At 53.8% G+C, this 18,208-nt stretch carries 10 protein-coding genes and 1 riboswitch; of the genes, 2 read left to right on the top strand and 8 right to left on the bottom strand.

Going from position 1 to position 18,208, the window contains the following annotated elements:
* The first annotated feature begins 92 nt into the window (after nt 1-92).
* Complete coding sequence (locus J3P34_RS00785; protein WP_210486005.1) at nt 93-614, top strand: DUF4890 domain-containing protein; 522 nt, start codon at nt 93-95, stop codon at nt 612-614.
* A gap of 369 nt (nt 615-983) precedes the next feature.
* Here the strand turns inward: J3P34_RS00785 and J3P34_RS00780 are convergent, their stop codons facing one another.
* The 3 genes from J3P34_RS00780 to J3P34_RS00770 all read right to left on the bottom strand — a co-directional run bounded on the left by J3P34_RS00780 (nt 984) and on the right by J3P34_RS00770 (nt 5,066).
* The gene (locus tag J3P34_RS00780; RefSeq protein ID WP_210486004.1) at nt 984-2,003 is read right to left on the bottom strand and encodes an LLM class flavin-dependent oxidoreductase; all 1,020 of its coding nucleotides are present in this window, start codon (nt 2,001-2,003) and stop codon (nt 984-986) included.
* Between the two features lie 2 nt (nt 2,004-2,005).
* Nucleotides 2,006-2,989 (bottom strand): ATP-grasp domain-containing protein, encoded by a 984-nt coding sequence (locus J3P34_RS00775; protein ID WP_190300507.1) that lies wholly within the window; start codon nt 2,987-2,989, stop codon nt 2,006-2,008.
* 404 nt (nt 2,990-3,393) lie between these two features.
* Nucleotides 3,394-3,494, bottom strand: a riboswitch (SAM riboswitch).
* A 243-nt stretch (nt 3,495-3,737) separates the two neighbouring features.
* Complete coding sequence (locus tag J3P34_RS00770; protein ID WP_210486003.1) at nt 3,738-5,066, bottom strand: sensor histidine kinase; 1,329 nt, start codon at nt 5,064-5,066, stop codon at nt 3,738-3,740.
* 371 nt (nt 5,067-5,437) lie between these two features.
* Between J3P34_RS00770 and J3P34_RS00765 the strand changes: the two genes are divergently transcribed.
* The gene (locus tag J3P34_RS00765; protein WP_210486002.1) at nt 5,438-6,754 is read left to right on the top strand and encodes a DUF6600 domain-containing protein; all 1,317 of its coding nucleotides are present in this window, start codon (nt 5,438-5,440) and stop codon (nt 6,752-6,754) included.
* An 89-nt stretch (nt 6,755-6,843) separates the two neighbouring features.
* Here the strand turns inward: J3P34_RS00765 and J3P34_RS00760 are convergent, their stop codons facing one another.
* From J3P34_RS00760 to J3P34_RS00740, 5 genes are all read right to left on the bottom strand, one after another.
* Nucleotides 6,844-7,695, bottom strand: a complete 852-nt coding sequence (locus J3P34_RS00760; protein WP_210486001.1) for an alpha/beta fold hydrolase — start codon at nt 7,693-7,695, stop codon at nt 6,844-6,846.
* 366 nt (nt 7,696-8,061) lie between these two features.
* Nucleotides 8,062-9,516, bottom strand: coding sequence for a glutamate synthase subunit beta (locus J3P34_RS00755; protein ID WP_210486000.1), 1,455 nt, complete (start codon nt 9,514-9,516; stop codon nt 8,062-8,064).
* Complete coding sequence (gene gltB, locus J3P34_RS00750) at nt 9,516-14,021, bottom strand: glutamate synthase large subunit (protein ID WP_210485999.1); 4,506 nt, start codon at nt 14,019-14,021, stop codon at nt 9,516-9,518. The genes J3P34_RS00755 and gltB overlap by 1 nt, the downstream gene beginning before the upstream one ends.
* A 415-nt stretch (nt 14,022-14,436) precedes the next feature.
* On the bottom strand, nt 14,437-14,934 hold the full coding sequence (locus J3P34_RS00745; RefSeq protein WP_210485997.1) for a hypothetical protein: 498 nt from the start codon (nt 14,932-14,934) through the stop codon (nt 14,437-14,439).
* Between the two features lie 74 nt (nt 14,935-15,008).
* Nucleotides 15,009-18,179 (bottom strand): efflux RND transporter permease subunit, encoded by a 3,171-nt coding sequence (locus tag J3P34_RS00740; RefSeq protein WP_210485995.1) that lies wholly within the window; start codon nt 18,177-18,179, stop codon nt 15,009-15,011.
* Between the last annotated feature and the right edge of the window lie 29 nt (nt 18,180-18,208).

Genomic DNA, 18,208 nt, shown 5'->3' with positions numbered 1-18,208 from the left:
CTTTTCTGGCACCTGCTTTGCAAATAACCAGTCACCGGGGCAAGCAGCCCGGATCAAAATAGAAACTCTAAACCCATTAATTAAAAACGAAGATGAAAAAGGTAGTAGTAATGTTAGCGTTAGGTTTGGCGATAGCCGGTACTTCTCAGGCGCAGGATAATCCGCAACGTGGCCAGAGATCAGAGAACAGAACCGAGCAGGGCAGAGGCAACCGCGAGGCTCGCCGTGATGGAGACCGCAGAGAAAAACTGACTCCCGAGCAGCACGCCACCAAGCGCACCGAGATGCTGAGCCAGAAGTATGATCTAAGCAGCTCGCAGAAAAGAAAACTGCAGGCCCTGAACCTGAAACACGCCCAGCAGATGGAAAGCTTCCACGGCCAGTTTGCCCAGAAAAGCCAACGCACTGAGCGCAACGACCAGCAGCACCAGCAAATGAAAAACCTCCGCGCCGATTGGGAAAAAGAACTCAAAGATATCCTGACCAAAAAGCAATACGCCAAATACCAGGAAGACCGCAAACAGATGCAAGCCAACCGCGCTAATCGCCGGGGAAAAGACGGCAACCGCTTTGACCGCGACAGCACTCGTTCAAGAGGACAAAACAGAAGTTAAGTAGTAGTATAAGTGTGCAAAAGAGGCAGGCCAGTGGCTTGCCTCTTTTGCGTTTAAGGGGTTGCTGATTTAAAGTTGACTTAGGATTATAAAGGCCATAAGGCCAGAAATTATTCTTCATTAGGTACTAACTGCTAGTAGTACCAACTCCCTCTAATCAACGCAGATTCTCCCCTCTTCGCTCCCCTCAAGGGGAGAATCTGCTACTAGACAAGTACCAAAGGATTCCCTAGCTCATAGTACTTAGAACCTTTCTTCTTTTATTCGGGGTATTTAACGAAAAGCTGTGATTGAACAAGCACATAAAAAATCCCTGCCACCAAACGGGAGCAGGGATTCTGGTCATTCTAAAATGGAATTAAAATCTATCTAAGCTGTCACCTGGATGACTGATTCAGAGAAACGCTCCATCTCTTCCAGTTGTGGGCTACACTGCAGCAGGAAGAAATCAACGCCTACTTTCTCGTACTCACCTATGCGGTCCTGGATTTGGGCCGGTGTGCCGGTGAGTCCGGTGCGTAGTCCGCGGTTAGACACGGAGTAGTCCTGCAGAGAAACCTGCTGCTCCAGCTGCGTGCCCGCCAGCCACTGCTGGTAGTTGCCGTATCCGGCCGCCGAGGCGTTTACATCCGTGATGCGGTCTAATTCTTTCTTCACTTCCTGCTCCGTATCGCGCACGATGGAGTAAGCGGCCACCCCGAATTTCATCGGCGGCAAACCGGCTTTCTCGCGGCGTTCGCGCATGTCAGAGATACGGTTCCCGATGGTCTCCGGGGAATCGCCGTGCATCACGTAGCCATCACACTGGTTAGAGATAAGCGTTTTGGCGGCTTCAGATTCGCCCCCGGCGTAGATGAACGGTTTTTTCTTAGGCTTGGGCTGCAGCACGTTATCGGTGACCTGGTAGTACTTGCCTTCATAGGTGAAATGGTCTTTCTCCCAGAGGTTGGTCACCACGTCCAGCCACTCTTTGGTGCGGGCGTAACGGTCATCGTGCTGCTCAAACTGGATGCCGTACTTGGTGGCCTCGTCCTTCCACCAGCTAGACACCACATTCAGAGACAGGCGGCCATTGCTGATGAGGTCAATGTTGGCGGCGGCTTTCGCGAGCAGTGCCGGGTTATGAAACGTAGGCCGAACGGCCACCATGATCTCCAGTTCTTCGGTCACGGCAGCCAAAGCGGCGGCGGTAGACCAGGCATCCAGGGCCGGGGCTTCCTGGCCTTTGATGTCGTTCAAATACAGCTCAGCAATAAGGGCCAGGCTGTAGCCCCAATCCTCGCTGCGTTGCGCCAACTTCTTTACGTACTCCCAGGAGGTGGTCATGCCTTCATCGGGCACGTTGCGCAGCCAGCCGCCAAATACAGGTAACCAATATCCAAACTGCATGCTTATACCTCCTCAGTTACTAGTTGGGCCTTTTTCTCCAGGAAGTCAACCAACTTCTTGTGCGGGTTGAACCCGATCACATTCACGGCATCGGCCACGAAGTTGGAAAGGGCATTCACGTCATAGTAATAGATTTGGCCGTCACGGTCGTCAATGATGTACTCAATGCCGCCCACGTCAATACCTGAGTTCTGCATGATGGCCTCAATGGCATCAATTACTTCCTGCTCCGGGGTATAGCCCTCTACTTTCAGGCCATTTTTAGGAGCGTCCAAGGCGCAGGCGTTGCGCACCAGTTCCACACCGGTAGTCGTCTGGCAGATATCAGCTGGGCACAGGTTGAAGCTCTCGCCGGTAGTGTACACTTTGATGGCGTACAGGTATTTGCCGCCCAAAGTCTCAACGCGGTGGATGTACCCGCCGCGGGCCGGGATGAACTCCTGCACCAGCGCTGTGTGGTCAATACCCAGATCTATCTCGTTGTTAGCTACGGATTGCTCCAGGGCTTCTACAGAATCATACTTGATGATCCCCGCACCGCTACCGCCAATGTTGGCTTTCACCACGATGGGGAAACGCAGACCCTCGGCGGCTTTCACGGCCTGGGAAGCGTGGTTGATCACGCGCGCTTTTGGATAAGGCAGACCCAGTGACTGCAGCAAAGACAACTGCAGGGCTTTGTTGGTCTCGTACTGGAAAGCTTTGTGGCCGTTCACGGTTGGGGTGCCGGTGCGCTCCAGGTGGGCAAGTAAGCCCAAGGTATAGAAAATGCCATTCTCATTGCCGCGCAGGTAAGCAGAAGGGCTCATGCGGTTGAAGAACAGGCTGTATGGGGTTTCGTCCTCGGCCAGGTCATAGGTGTGCTCAGCGGCGTTCAGGCGTACATATGGAAGGCCGCGGGCGTCCAGTTCCTCAAACAAAGGCTTGAACCAGTCTGGGTGCTCGTGGTAGATGGCAATAGGCTTTACGGATGCAGAAGTTGACATATTAGTTCGTGTATTACTTGTGGTGTGTTTATTTAGCTAATCTCTATAGATTTAGAGGAGTATTGTGTTGTAAGCAAATGGAAAACCCTTTTTCTGGGCTGCTTTTACAAAATCATATTAAAAACGGAGGATGAATTTTGGCACCTAAGTGCCAGCCGGTTTAAGGGAGAGAAGAAATGATGTGGGGGCAAATCATGAACCCGGGTACAAAACTGGAAACACAGTAGTAACGGGCAGGCTTCTTCAGAACCCTTCCGGCGAGATGCGCCTCAACAACAACAGCGGTTCTGCTTAGACACAGAAACCGGAACAGGTTGCAAAGTTTGACCGAATAATCCGGTGATCAGATCGTTCAGAAAAGTGGCAATAGAAGAAAGCGTGTGCTGCATCATGGGTTTTCTTACGGTTTATATTTCCTAAATGCTTTAGGCAGGAATTAGCACCTTGTCTTTGTAGGTTGCTAGAAGTTCACAGAGCCTGTTCTCTCCCTTCTTCTTTATAAATCAAAACCCTTGGATAGGGATAATCGACTTTACGGGTGCAAATGTGGAAGCGAAAAAGTTAGCATCCAAATTTTAGGATAAATTATTGTAGCTACAGGAAATTTGCTTACGGCCAAATTACTCGTTGTTCCCATATTGTACTTACTTATTACCGATGTTTGTTTCCTGTTTTGAAGCTGTTTTGCCCATAACAAGCCTAAAACAGATGAGCTTTCTGCACCTTAAGTGAAAAGGAAATGGGAGACTTAAACCGCCGCCGGTAAGGTGATATGGAAAGTGGTGCCCTGGCGCTCCTGGCTTTCTACGTCTATGGAGCCACCGTGCTGCTCCACCAATTGGCGGCAGATGCTCAGGCCCAAACCTGTGGATTTTTCGCCCTGCAGGCCGCGTCTCCTGGCTTTGGAGAATCGGTCAAACAACAAAGGCCGCATCCTTTCTGGAATCCCGATGCCATTGTCTGATACCTCCAGCAGGAGCTTTTTCTTTTCCTCGCGCACCTTGATCCTGATTTTGCCCTGGGCCGGGGTGAACTTCACGGCATTGGACACCAGGTTATTCAACACCCGGTGGAAGCGTTCTTTGTTCAGGTTGGCGTACAGCGGGGTAGCAGGGTGGGAGAGCAGCAGGTTTCGGGAGCCTTGCAGCTGGGTTTGCCATTCTTCTTGCACATCCTGCAGCAAGGCGCACAGATCCATTTTCTCCAGCGGAATGGTTTCCTGCTGCTCCTCGCGGGCAATGAACAGCAACTCATTGATGGTAAGGCGCGAGTTCTGGCAACTGGTTAAGATCAGGTTCAGATACTGTTGTTCCTGCTCGGGGGTGAGGTTCTTCTTCTGCAACAGAGAGGTAATCATCTCAATGTTGTTGAAAGGGCTTCTCAGGTCATGCGCCACCACGCCCAAAATCTCAGATTTGGCCTGGCTTATCTTCTGAATCTCGCGGTTCTTTTCCTCAATCTCCTTCAGCTGAATGAAATGGTTGGCCCGGTAGCTGTACATCAGGCGGGAAAGCACCAGAAAGCAAAGCAGGATCACAAAGGACATGCACTGGTTCAGGACCACTTGCTCTGGGTTGAGGCCGGAGAAATGCAGCACCAACGTGAAAGCCAGCGCCGTTAAGGAGACCAGCACCAGGGTCTCATAGTACTCAAAGTCCCAGAGAAAAGCCACCGTAACCAGCCCCAGCAAATACATGGTGAGGGTGTTTCTAGGGTTAGACTGCGCAATGAACGTAATGCCTAGGCAGCAGGAAATAAACGCAAACCCGAAGGCCAGGCACAGTGCCTGCACAAGCCACAAAGGGTATTGGCGTTTCTGGTTGAGGTGAAGCAATCCTTCTAAACCCAACGCCATTGCTGAGGCCAGAGCCAGCGAGATATTCAGGCCACGGAAGAAAGTGACATGCGCGGTCTGGTTCAGAAAAGGAAAAACCAGGGGTAAAAGCAAAATCCCGCAGGTTACCGCCAGGGCAAGGTTGCCCACCAGCCTCAGTTTCCTCAGGTTTTCTGGAAGATAATGTGCCCGGAACTGAAAAGAATGCGGCTGGGCGGGCGTGTCAAAAAAGTAAAATTTCAAGCCAATACGCTGCTAATAGAATAGGTAAAGCAGAGCCCTGGAAAAACAGGTTTCTGCTTTGCTACAAAGGTACGAAAAGTCTTGTATCTCCGGATTTCTACTTATCCGTATTTTCCTCATCGGCTACAAATAATTCTATCTGATGGTGAGGTGAATAGACCAGAAAATAAAAGCATCTTCAGGGGCTTTTTGCCCGGTTCAAGTTGGCATTTGTCCGTATAAAAATATATTTGATTTAGCCCAGAAAAGCGTGTGTTTTTGGCAAGATGTTTGGTTTAAAAGCAATAGGAGAATTTTTCTCCTATGACCCAATTAGCACGCTGGCTAGTGCCCCAAACATGAAGCCGCTGTCTAGTTTAAATCTCTGTTACATGAAAACCTTTATTAACAACTTGTGGGTCTGGGGAGCTTTGCTGCTTCTGACCCTCAGCCTGGCTTCTCCACCAGAAGCGCAGGCCCGTCCGGGAGACCAGGTGTCTTTCCAGACGTTCTATGACGAACTGGACCGCTACGGTCGCTGGATTCGGGACCCCGAGTATGGCTATGTGTGGTCGCCTACCGTGGAGCGCGGATTTCAGCCGTACGCTACCCGGGGCCATTGGGTCATGACCGAGTACGGCAACACCTGGGTCTCTGACTATGACTGGGGTTGGGCTCCGTTCCATTACGGTCGCTGGATTTACGATGACTACGAAGGATGGCTGTGGATACCAGGTTCTGAGTGGGGACCGGCTTGGGTAGACTGGCGCAACGGCGGCGGTTACTACGGATGGGCGCCTATGGGCCCGCGCGTGACCTACATAGTGCCTGCCGTGCGGTGGGTGTTTGTGCCGGTGATGTACATCACCAGTCCGCGCATTTATGACTATTGTGTGCCCAGAACCCGGGTGGTGAACATCTACCACAATACCACCATTATCAATAACTACTATGAGCGGGACAACCGCCGCTATAACTACGGACCCCGAAACCAAGACATAGAGCGCGCCACTAACCGCAAGGTGAATGTCTACCGCGTAGACCGTGACAATCGGCCCGGCAGAACCTCGGTGGCCGAGAACTCCGTCCGGATCTACCGCCCAGATGTGAACTCACGCCGCGAGGAAGCACCAACCCGCCTGGCCAGCCGTGACAATCGTTCCCGTTTGTCAGACCAAGGCACCGTAGGCCGATCTGACCGCAGCAGCAACACCAACCGTGCTGGCATGGAAAGCGGTTCTACCCGCAGCCGTACCGTGGACGGGGGCACTGCTTCGCAAAACCGAACTGGGCTGGAACAAACTTCAGAGCAGCGCAGCACCGCCGGCGAGTACGGCCGCACCCGGGAATCTGGCCGGAGAACATCCGCTGGCTACGGGGAGGACGCCACCCAAACCCGTACCAGCAGACCAGATTACCAGCAACGTTCAGATGAAACCGGCACTGCCGAGGTTCGCACCCGCTCCGGTGTTCAGGAATCAAGACAACGCTCTGAGGGAGGTTATTCTCCCCGCAGAACAGAGGCTCCAACAAGCCAGGGACAGTATGAGCCGCGCAGCCGGCAGGAACCTAGCCCACAGGGCCAGTACCAGCAGCGTAGCCGCGAGGTTTCTGCCCCGTCACAACAAGCCCCGGCCCAGCGCCAGTCTGCTCCCCGCCAGGAACCATCCTCCGGTAGAAGAGAGAGTAGCCGAGGCGGAAGAAATTAAAGAGAGTTTTTGATTTAATGAATGATGAGAAAGCCGCACTTCTTTGAGGTGCGGTTTTTTGTTTTAGGGATGATTTTGCAAAAACGAGGTCAAACCCGTAGGAAATCTAGAATTAGCTTATTCACCTCATCGGGTTGTTCATGGTGTAGCCAGTGGGTGGCCTCTTCCAGAAAGATCAGTTGGCCATTAAGGCACTGGTCAATGCTGGGTTGGGCCAACTCGGTGCCAAGGAATTGGTCCTGCTTTCCCCACAGCATCAAAGTAGGGACTTCTATTTTGTGGCCTGGTTCTATGGGGTTGTATTTATAGGCACGGTACCAGTTGATCATGGCCTCCAGGGCACCCGGCTGGCGCCAGACTTCTTTGTAAATCTCCAGATCCTGTTCAGTGAAGGTGTTGGGCTGCGCCGATCTGGTCAAAGTGCTTTCCAGCAGTTTGAAATCAAAGGAACTGTTCAGGGTTTCGGGCACCCAGGGAAGCTGGAAGAAACCGGCGTACCAGCTCCGGAGCATCTGCTTGGGGTTGTGGGTGAGGTGGTGGTGGATGACCTGCGGGTGCGGCATGTTCAGGATCACCAGTTTCTCCAACAAGTCCTGATGGTGCAGGGCCAGGTTCCAGGCAACCGCTCCGCCCCAGTCATGCCCAACCAACACTACTTTCCGGTCTGTGAGTTGCGGAATCAGCTCGGCAATGTCCCTGGTTAATTCATCAATGGTATAGGCTTCTACTCCCTCGGGTTTGGTGCTCAGATTATAGCCTCTTTGGTCCGGCGCCACCGCAAGCCAACCCTCCTCTGAGAAAATGCGGAGTTGCTTTTCCCAACCATACCAGAACTCCGGGAAGCCGTGCAGAAACAAGATTACCTTACCGTCTTCAGGTCCTGCCTGCACCACCTGAAGTTGGATGCCGTTGGTGTTGTAGAAGTTTGTCCTTGTCTCCATGGTGGGCCTTTGGTTATCCAGACTTCTACGAAAAAGAAAAGAGTTGTCCTTTTTATAGGCTGATTTTCGGAAAACTGCTTTGAAACAAACCTTTCGGCGCATTCTCAAAAAACCTCGTAGCGTCCGGAGGACCTGCGAACGTCTATGCCAATAGCGTTTCAAACGGCATGGGCAACCACAAGGGATTGCCCCTACATGATCAGATACCCTGAGATCAGGAATGCCTGAGAGACATGGCGGTGCTTGGTCTCTACAAATGCTGCAAACCAAGGACTTTTTTAGAAAACAGACCCTAAACGGAAAAACCCCGCCTCACCAAGCAGGTAAGAACGGGGCTCTAATTAAAATCATGGTACGTGCTACTCCTTAAAACAGCTGGTACTTGGAAAGCTCCTTAGAAGGCAGTTCTGAAGAACCCATCAGGTAGACGTCAATGGCGCGGGCGGCTTCGCGGCCGTCTGAGATGGCCCAGACCACCAGCGACTGTCCGCGGCAGGCGTCACCGGCCGAGAAAATGCCTGGTACGTTCGTTTGCCAGTCGTTCAGTTTGAAGTTGCCACGGCGGTCCAGCTCAAACTTGAAGTTGGAGGTAAACGCATCGTGCTCCGGACGCTCGTACCCAATGGCGATCAACGCCAGGTCGCAGGGCAGAATGCGTTCGCTGTTGGGCTTTTCGGTGTACTCAGACTGGTTTTTCCATTCCAGCTCCACTACGCGCAGGCCTTTCACGTGTCCGTTTTCATCGGCGATGAACTCCTTGTTCAGCCAGCCCCAACTGCGTTCGCAGCCTTCTTCATGGGAAGATGAGGAGGAAAGAGTCACGGCTACTTCGGGCCAAGGATTGGTAGGATGGCGTTCCGTAGACGGCATGTAGCGGTACTGCAATTGCGTCACCGATTTCGCGAAATGCCGGTTGGCCGTACCCACGCAGTCAGAACCGGTATCGCCGCCGCCGATTACCAGCACGTGCTTCCCGAAGGCGTTGATGTCCTGCTCAGGCGCGATCTGCGCACCGTCAACCCGGCGGTTCTGCAAGCCCAGGTAATCCATCGCAAAATGGATGCCTTTGAGGTGATTGCCCGGGATGGCAATGGCCCGCGGTTTCGTAGAACCGATGCAAAGCAAAACGGCATCGTATTTTCGGTACAGCTTTTTGAGCGTAGTGTCCTGGCCTATTTTGCGGTTGTACTTGAACTTGATGCCTTCTGCTTCCAGAATGGCCAGGCGGCGGTCAATGGTCCACTTCTCCAGCTTGAAATCGGGGATACCGTAGCGCAGCAGGCCTCCGGCTTTCTCGTCTTTCTCAAACACGGTGACCTTGTGCCCCGCTTTGTTCAACTGGGCAGCAGCCGCTAATCCGGCCGGGCCTGAACCTACCACGGCAACCTTTTTGCCGGTTCTGTGCAACGGCGGCTGAGGTTTCACCAGACCCAGTTCAAAGGACTTCTCGGCTATGGATTTCTCAATGTGCTCAATGGCTACGGCCGGTTTGTTGATGGCCAGCACACAACTGCTCTCGCACGGGGCGGGACAGATGCGGCCGGTGAACTCCGGGAAGTTGTTTGTGCTATAAAGCACGCGCACGGCCCGTTCCCAATCGCCCTCAGACACCGCATCGTTGAAATCCGGGATCAGGTTGCCCAGCGGACAGCCGTTGTGACAGAAAGGGATGCCGCAATCCATGCAGCGGGAGGCCTGTTGTTTGGTCTTTTCTTCCGGAAAAGGAAGGTAAATCTCGTTGGAGTCGTTTACCCGAACCTTAGGGTCGCGGGTACCCGGCACCTCGCGGTTGTATTTCAAGAATCCGTCTGCTATTCCCATTACGCCAATATTCTTTCAGTTTCTTTATCTTTTAATTGCAGGGCCTTCTTCAGGTCGTGCGGCATTACTTTCCGGAAGTGGTCGCGGTGGATTTCCCAGTTCTCCAGGAACTCGCGGGCCAGAACGCTGCCGGTATAGGCCACGTGCTCTTGCAGTTTCTCCGCAATCCAGAGCAGGTCATCGGCGTCTGGTTCTTCCATGCCTACCATGTCCAGGTTCAATTGGTCTACATGGTTGGGATCTGGAGCGTAGATGTACGCCATGCCACCGCTCATACCCGCTGCGAAGTTCTTCCCGATCTCACCCAGCACCAGCACTTTCCCGCCAGTCATGTACTCGCAACCATGGTCGCCTATGCCTTCCACCACGGCCTCGGCTCCCGAGTTCCGCACGCAGAAACGCTCACCCGCCAGGCCGTTGATGTATACCTTTCCGGCGGTAGCGCCGTACAGCGCCACGTTGCCCGTGATGATGTGCTCATGCGCCAGGTACTGGCTTTCCTTGAAGGGCTGCAGAATCAGTTTCCCGCCCGAAAGGCCTTTGCCCAGGTAGTCATTGGCCTCACCGTACAGCTTGAAGGTGATACCCGGGGCCAGGAACGCACCCAGGCTTTGCCCAGCCGAACCGTAGAACGTGCCTTTGAAGGAATCCTCCGGCAAGCCGTGTTTCCCGAAGTTTCTGGAGATCTCATAAGACAGCATGGTGCCCACGGAGCGGTCCACGTTGTTGATGCGGTACTCCACCTCGGTGTTGCCTTTTTTCAGGTCCCGGATGAGTTTCTTGTCCAGTACTTTGCCAATCTCGTGGTCCTGCTCAATCTGTTTGTAGGTACCTACGTTTCTGGGCGCGTACTCCTGGTGGAAGATAGGAGAGAGGTCCAGGTTCTTGAGTTTCCAGTGGTTCAGGTCGGTTCTGATTTTGAGCACCTGTGACTGGCCCACCATCTCGTTGATGGTTCTAAAGCCCAGGGAGGCCATAATCTGCCGCAACTCCATGGCCATGAAAGTGAACAGGTTCACCACGTGGTCAGGGTCGCCGGTGAACAGCGCACGCAGGTCTGGGTTCTGGGTAGCAATACCAACCGGGCAGGTGTTCAGGTGGCACTTGCGCATCATGATACAACCTTCGGTGATAAGCGCAGCGGTGGCTACCCCATATTCCTCGGCGCCCAGCAAAGTGGCCACGGCCAGGTCATAGCCGGTCAGGATCTTGCCATCGGTTTGCAACACTACGCGGCTGCGCAGATTGTTTTTAATCAGCGTCTGGTGCGCCTCGGCCAGCCCGATTTCCCAGGGCAGACCGGTGTGGCGGATAGAGCTCAGCGGACTGGCCCCGGTACCGCCGTCAGCGCCGGAGATCATGATGGCATCGGCTTTGGCTTTGGCCACGCCTGAGGCGATGGTGCCTACGCCGGCCTCGGCCACCAGCTTCACGTTGATGCGCGCTCTGGGGTTGGCATTCTTCAGGTCGAAGATCAGTTGCTTAAGGTCCTCGATGGAGTAGATGTCATGGTGCGGCGGCGGCGAGATCAAACCTACGCCAGGCGTAGAACAGCGCACGCGGGCGATCCAGTGGTCTACTTTGTGGCCGGGCAGCTGACCGCCCTCGCCGGGTTTGGCACCCTGGGCAATCTTGATCTGAATTTCGTCGGCGTTCGCCAGGTAGTGGCTGGTGACACCGAATCGGCCGGAGGCCACCTGTTTTACGCGTGAAATCTCAGAATCACCGTTAGGCTTCCGGATGAAGCGGGCCTCGTCCTCGCCGCCCTCGCCGCTGTTGCTTTTGCCGCCTATGCGGTTCATGGCAATGGCCAGCGTGCTGTGCGCCTCGTAGGAAATAGAGCCAAATGACATAGCACCCGTGGCGAACCGCTTGAGGATGCAGGAAACAGGCTCCACCTCATCCAGAGGCACCGACTGCCGCTTCCGGAACTCAAACAGGTTGCGCAGCGTGATAGCGGTTTCCTGCTGGTGCTCCCTTATGGACTTGGAATACTCTTTATATAATAAGTAGTCGTTCAAGCGGGTGGACTTCTGCAGCAGGTGAATCACCTTGGGCGTGAGCAAATGCTCTTCGCCATCGCGGCGCCACTGGTAGTACCCACCGGATTCCAGTAGGTTCTCATGGTCTGGGTACGCCGATTGGTGCTTGGTCAAAGCCTCGCGCTCCAGGTCCTCAAAGTTGAGGCCTTCCAGGCGGTTGGTAGTGCCTTTAAAGCATTTCGCAATCACTTCCTGGCTCAGCCCCAGAATCTCAAATATCTGGGAGCTCTGGTAAGACTGCAGCGTGCTGATGCCCATTTTGGATAGGATCTTGAGCAGGCCATTGTCTACCGCGTAGATGAAGTTCTGGAAATAATGGGTGTACGGATGCTTGTTGTCGAGTTTCTGCTGATCATGCAGACCCTTGATGGTGTCATACACCAGGAACGGATACACCGCGCTGGCCCCGTACCCGATGATGGTAGCGAAGTGGTGGGTTTCCCAGGCATCGCCGGCTTCAACCACCAGCCCCGCCTTGGTACGGAGGCGTTTCTCAATTAAGTGGTGGTGCACCGCGCCTACGGCCAGCAAAGACGGAATAGCCGCCCGCTGCGCCTGGATGTTGCGGTTAGAGATGATCAGGATTTTCTTGCCGGCACGCACGGCAGCCTCAGCCTCGGCGCAGATGCGGTCTATCTCACGTTGCAGGTTGCCAGTCTCGCGGGTGGAGAAAGTAGCGTCCAGGGTCTCGTGCTCAAAGCCTTCCTCTTTCAGGAATACCAGCTTCTGGAACTCCACCGGGTCCATGACCGGCTGCGAGATATGGATCTGGCGGGTATGCGCCTCAGACTCATCCAGGATATTCAAAGACTCACCCACGCGCGTGAACAAAGACATGACCAATCGCTCCCGGATGGAGTCAATAGGTGGGTTGCTCACCTGCGCGAAGAACTGCTTGAAGTAGTTGGATACGTGTTGGCTTTGGTGCGAGAGTACGGCCAAGGGCGTGTCCGAGCCCATGCTGCCCACAGGCTCATAGGCCGTGGCTGCCATGGGCTCCACCACCATTTTCAGGTCCTCGCGGGTGTAACCGTAGGCTTTCTGGCGTTGGCGCAGCTCCTCGGGTGTGCAGGGCTCCAGGAGCACCGCGGGCTCTGGGCGCAGTCTCAGTTTGATGCGGTTTTTCTGAATCCAGTCAAAATACGGCTTGTCATTGCAGACCAGCTGTTTGATCTCCTCATCCTCAATCACGCGGTTCTGGGAAATATCAGCTAAGAGCATTTTGCCGGGCTGCAGGCGGCCGCGTTTGATCACGTCTTTGGGGTCTACCGGCAAGGCACCCGTCTCTGAGGCCATGATCAGGCGGCCTTGCTTGGTGAGGCAGTAGCGCACCGGGCGCAGGCCATTCCGGTCTAAAGTGGCGCCAATCTGGGTACCATCGGTGAAGAACAGGGCGGCAGGGCCGTCCCAGGGCTCCATCAGAGAGGCGTGGAATTTATAAAACGCCTTTTTATAGGTGTCCATGTGCGGATTGTTCTGCCAAGCCTCGGGCACCAGCATCATCATCACGTGCGGCAAGGGCCGTCCGGACAGCGTGAGCAGTTCCACCAAGGCATCCAGGTTGGCAGAGTCAGAGTCCTCTGGGTTGGTCACGGGCAAGAGCCACTGCATCTCTTCCTCGGTGAAAAGGGGAGAAGACATGAGCGCCTCCTTGGACTTCATTTTGTTCACGTTCCCCCGGATGGTGTTGATCTCGCCGTTGTGCGCAATAAAGCGGAACGGCTGGGCCAGCCGCCAGTTGGGGAAGGTGTTAGTGGAGAAACGGGAGTGCACCACCGCTATCGCAGATTTGAAATCTGGATGGCGCAGGTCATGGTAGTAACGCTCCAGCTGATCGGTTTTGAGCTGGCCTTTGTAGATGATGGTACGGGAAGAGAAACTGGCGATGTAGAATGTACCGTTCTCGCCGCGCACGTTTTTGCGGGTTTCATTGCTGATGAGGTTGCGCAGCACAAACAGCTTGCGCTCCAGATCCTCACCTTTGATGGTAGGGTCTACCGGCTGCACAAACACCTGCTCAATATACGGCTCCACGGCTTTAGCGCCGTGCCCGGGCACCTGGCTGTTGACCGGCACCAGGCGGTAGCCAATAAGGCTGAGACCCAGCTTGCGCAGGCAGTTGTTCAGAATCTTGCGAGATTTTTCCCGTACCTCGTAAACGATGGGGAAAAAGACCATGCCTACGCCGTAGCTTCCCTCAGGCGGCAAGGTGATGGCAAACTCGGCCAGTTCTTTCTTGAAGAACTCGTGGGGCAATTGCACTAAGATACCGGCACCGTCGCCGGTCTCGGGGTCGCTGCCGGTGGCGCCACGGTGCTCCATGTTTTTGAGCATGGTGAGGGCGTCTTTAACCGTAGCATGTGATTTATGGCCGTCTAAATTGACTACACATCCAACACCGCAAGCATCGTGCTCTAGCTCGGGGGTATATAACCCTCTATTAAGTTCATCGGCCTGATTCATTCCTTTGTTTGTCTTGTTCGGGTAAGGGTGAATCAGTAATTTATGGGGTATTTTCTAAAGAATCAAGCTGTATTTTGAAGAATAATTAACAAACAAGTGTTAGTATTAATGAATTAGTAAGTTAATGTTTTGTTTGGTTTAAATATTTTAAAATAATTGTAGCTGATTGGGCTTTCATTATGAAAATAGAAATAGAGGAATAAATAAATTTTTAAGTATTTGATAATTAATCCCTTGTGAAATCGGCCTGAAATTTAAAAACTGGGCTTAAAACGGTAAAAGCCTGACTTTCTGCTTTGTGCCTGTTTTTGGGAAAACAAGCTTAAAACAGAAAACCAGGCGTGAAAAGAAGGAAGCGACTGGAGGTGAAATCAGCCGATTACCTGTCTGGTTGCCACATGAGAATGAAATAGCCTTACCGGAGTGTTCCTTTCGCCTCGTCTTTGGTACGTTCCAGCAGGTAAAGCAGCAGCAAGGCCAACAGATTCACCGACACGAAGGAAATGCCCGCGTGAGTTCCGAAGCTGAAGTTGAAGGATGATAAAGAGAACCGGAGCTTGAATACCCAACTAGCCAGGAAATCAATGCCTACGCCCACCTTGAGACCTGCCACGTAATTGTAAGCCACGCCACTCATCCCGAAGCTGAACGCCTGCAGAATCTGGTTCACCATAGACAAGGTGTAGGCGGAGCGGGTTTTCTTCAAAAGCGAAAAGCCGCACCAGATAGAGAAGCCGTAGAGCAGGGCCGCCAGCAGAATGCCCAGCCAAGTGGTGGCAGAAGGATTCTCCAAAGCCGGAATCAACTTCAGGAACAAGCCCAGGCCCAGCAGACCTCCCACCAGTTGGTACAGGCCAATGGCGGAGGAAAGGGTAAAAGCGGTTTTAGGGGCGTTTTGCGAAAATTGGCTCATAAACAGCATGCGTGTGTTTAGTAAAAAGCCCCGGCCTCAGGAGCCGGGGCTTTTTGGTTTATAGTTTATATAACCTAGTGGTGGTCAAAGTCAACATCGCGGTATCTTTCGCGCAGTGCAGCCAGGCCTTTTTTACCGTAAGCCAGACGCGTGATCACCACGTACAGCACCGGCACAATGAAGATGGCCAGGAACGTAGCCGCCAGCATACCGCCAATTACCACCCAACCAATAGTCTGTCTAGATACCGCGCCCGCACCGGAAGCCAGTACCAGCGGCACCACCCCCAGGATAAAGGCCAGGGAGGTCATGATGATAGGGCGCAGACGCAGCCTTACCGCTTCAATAGTCGCCTCAATCAGTTCCATGCCTTTGTCTACCCGCTCTTTGGCGAACTCCACAATCAGGATGGCGTTTTTGGCGGCCAGACCGATGAGGGTGATCATCCCGATCTGGGCGTACACGTTGTTGTCCAGTTTAGGCAAAAAGGTAAGGGCCAGGATCGCCCCGAACATCCCGAGCGGGATGGCAAACAAGATAGAGAACGGAACTGACCAGCTTTCATACAGGGCGGCCAGCAAGAGCAACACCAGCACAATAGACAGCGCGAAAATGTAGACGGTATTGTTACCTGCCGCTAACTCCTCGCGGCTCAGGCCCGAGAAGTCGTAACCGTAACCGGCTGGCAGGGTTTGCGCGGCCACTTCTTCCAGGGCCTGCAAAGCCTGACCGCTACTGTAACCGGGTTTGGCGCTACCAGAGATCTCCACTGACCGGAACAGGTTATAGTGCGAGATCACCGCCGGATTCTCTTCCACCTTGGTGGTAATGAGGGCACTCAGTGGCACTGATTCTCCCTGGCGGTTGAGCACGTAGAACTGGTTCATGTTCTGGATGTCCATGCGGTAGGCGGTGTCTGCCTGGGCTACTACGCGATAGTTTCGGCCGTAGCGGGTGAAGTCGTTGATGTAGCGGCTACCCATGTAAGAAGACATCGTCGCGAAAACATCGGTGAGGTTGATGCCCAGTTTCTTCACTTTTTCGCGGTCCACATCCACGTGGTAACCAGGGGTGCGGGTGTTGAAGAAGCTGTAGGCCATGGCAATTTCGGGACGTTGGTTCGCGGCGCCCAGGAACTGACCCATCACACGCTCCATCTCCTTGATGTCGCCGGCGGTGCGCTGCTCCAGCATGAAGCTGAAACCACCCGACTGACCCAGACCTGGAATAGCCGGCGGCGCCACCACAATGATGTTGGCTTCTTTAATGGCGCTGAAACGTTTGTTCAGATCGGCCATTACCCCTTGCAAGCGCATAGACTCCTCCTGTCTTTTCTCCCAGGGGTGCATCTGGATAAAGAACGTACCACTGTTTGATTTGAACGAGAAGTTGATGGCATTCAGACCGGAGATAGAGGTGGAGTTCTTAATGGCCGGTACATCGCGCAGGATCACGGCCATTCTCTCAAGAATCGCCTGGGTGCGGTTCGCAGAGGAACCCTCCGGTAACTCAACGGAGATAAACAGACGTCCTTCATCCTCGGTAGGGATAAAGCCGGTTGGTTTATTCGCGAACAAGCCTACGGTACCCACATACAAGCAGACCAGCAGAATCAAAGCCAAAGGCGCTGCCTTGATGCTTCGGCGCACGCCGCCCGAGTAAGACTCGGTGGTTCTGGCAAACCAGTTGTTGAACCGGTAAAAGAACTTGTTCAGACCTCTTGACTCGCGGCTCACGTTCATAGGGCGCAGCATGAGCGAGCAAAGCGCCGGGGTCAGCGTCAAGGCCACAAACGCCGAGATCAACACCGAGATAGCGATGGTGATAGCGAACTGTTGGTACAGACGGCCCACGATGCCGGGGATAAAGCCCACTGGGATGAAAACCGCCGCCAGGATCAAGGCAATGGCGATTACCGGCGCGGTGATGTCTTTCATGGCGCGGCGGGTAGCCTCCCTTGGCGACAGCCGCTCATGGTCAATGTAGTGCTGCACGGCCTCTACCACCACAATGGCGTCATCCACCACAATACCAATGGCCAGCACGAATCCGAACAAGGTCAAGGTGTTAATGGTGAAGCCCAGCGGGATAAAGAAGATGAACGTCCCGATGATGGACACCGGAATAGCCAGGATTGGTACCAGCGTGGCGCGCCAGCTCTGCAGGAACAGGAATACCACAATGATCACGAGCACCAGGGCCTCCAACAGCGTATGCACCACCTCATTGATAGACACCTCCACCACAGACACTGACTCAAAAGAGACAATGTAATCCACGTCGGCGGGGAAGGTCTTTTTCATTTCAGTGAGGGCCGCGTAGATGCCCTCGGCGGTCTCCACCGCGTTAGAACCCGGCGCCTGGTAAATCAGCATGATCCCAGACGGGTTGCTGTTGATGGTAGCCTGGCGGCCGTAGTCAAACTGACCGAATTCAATACGCGCCACATCTTTCAAATACACCAGCGAGCCGTCCTCGGGGTTCGTGCGGATGATCACGTTTCCGAACTCCTCCTGGGTTGCCAGACGTCCGCTTACAGTGATAGGATACTGGAAAGCCTGGGTGTTGTACTGCGGCCTGCCGCCCACGGTACCAGCGGCTACCTGCAAGTTCTGCTCCTGGATGGCCGTTACAATCTGGTTTGCGCTCAGGTTGTACTGCGCCATTTTATCTGGCTGCAGCCACAGGCGCATACTGAAGTCCTGTCCAATGGAAGTCACGTCACCCACACCCTTCACCCGCAGCAAGGCATCCTTCACGTAGATGTTGGTGTAGTTGTCCAGGTACTGGATGTCGTGGGTTTTGTTAGGGGAGTAGATCCCCACCACCATCAGAATACTGGGGTTTCGCTTTCTAACGGTCACACCCAAACGACGCACTTCTTCTGGGAGGCTGGGCTCAGCCACGCTAGCGCGGTTCTGCACATCCAGGGTAGCGATGTCAATGTCAGTGCCTACCTCAAAGATCACGCTCATGTTCATCTGCCCGGTACTGGTGTTGGTGGAGGTCAGATAAGCCATGCCCGGGGTACCGTTGATTTGGGTTTCTATGGGTGTGGCCACCGTCTGCTCCACCGTCTGCGCATCGGCACCGGTGTAGTTCGCCGAAACCGATACCGTGGGCGGGGAGATGTCCGGGTACTGGGTAACGGGCAGGTTCATCATGGCCAGCGTTCCTACCAACACGATCACAATGGAGATCACGATGGCGGTGATGGGCCGTCTTATAAATACTTCAGATATCATACTCTTTCTGAAAAAACTATATTTTAAAT

This window comes from Rufibacter aurantiacus, from assembly GCF_017916345.1.
Classification (GTDB): domain Bacteria; phylum Bacteroidota; class Bacteroidia; order Cytophagales; family Hymenobacteraceae; genus Nibribacter; species Nibribacter roseolus.
The sequence above is the reverse complement of the archived record's forward strand: the minus strand, read 5'-3'. Positions and strand labels throughout refer to the sequence as shown.

Bases quoted from the DNA above. Each gene is read 5' to 3' on its own strand.
- gltB (WP_210485999.1), bottom strand. From the start codon at position 14,021: ATGAATCAGGCCGATGAACTTAATAGAGGGTTATATACCCCCGAGCTA.
- J3P34_RS00745 (WP_210485997.1), bottom strand. From the start codon at position 14,934: ATGAGCCAATTTTCGCAAAACGCCCCTAAAACCGCTTTTACCCTTTCC.
- J3P34_RS00765 (WP_210486002.1), top strand. From the start codon at position 5,438: ATGAAAACCTTTATTAACAACTTGTGGGTCTGGGGAGCTTTGCTGCTT.
- J3P34_RS00740 (WP_210485995.1), bottom strand. From the start codon at position 18,179: ATGATATCTGAAGTATTTATAAGACGGCCCATCACCGCCATCGTGATC.
- J3P34_RS00785 (WP_210486005.1), top strand. From the start codon at position 93: ATGAAAAAGGTAGTAGTAATGTTAGCGTTAGGTTTGGCGATAGCCGGT.
- J3P34_RS00755 (WP_210486000.1), bottom strand. From the start codon at position 9,516: ATGGGAATAGCAGACGGATTCTTGAAATACAACCGCGAGGTGCCGGGT.
- J3P34_RS00780 (WP_210486004.1), bottom strand. From the start codon at position 2,003: ATGCAGTTTGGATATTGGTTACCTGTATTTGGCGGCTGGCTGCGCAAC.
- J3P34_RS00775 (WP_190300507.1), bottom strand. From the start codon at position 2,989: ATGTCAACTTCTGCATCCGTAAAGCCTATTGCCATCTACCACGAGCAC.
- J3P34_RS00760 (WP_210486001.1), bottom strand. From the start codon at position 7,695: ATGGAGACAAGGACAAACTTCTACAACACCAACGGCATCCAACTTCAG.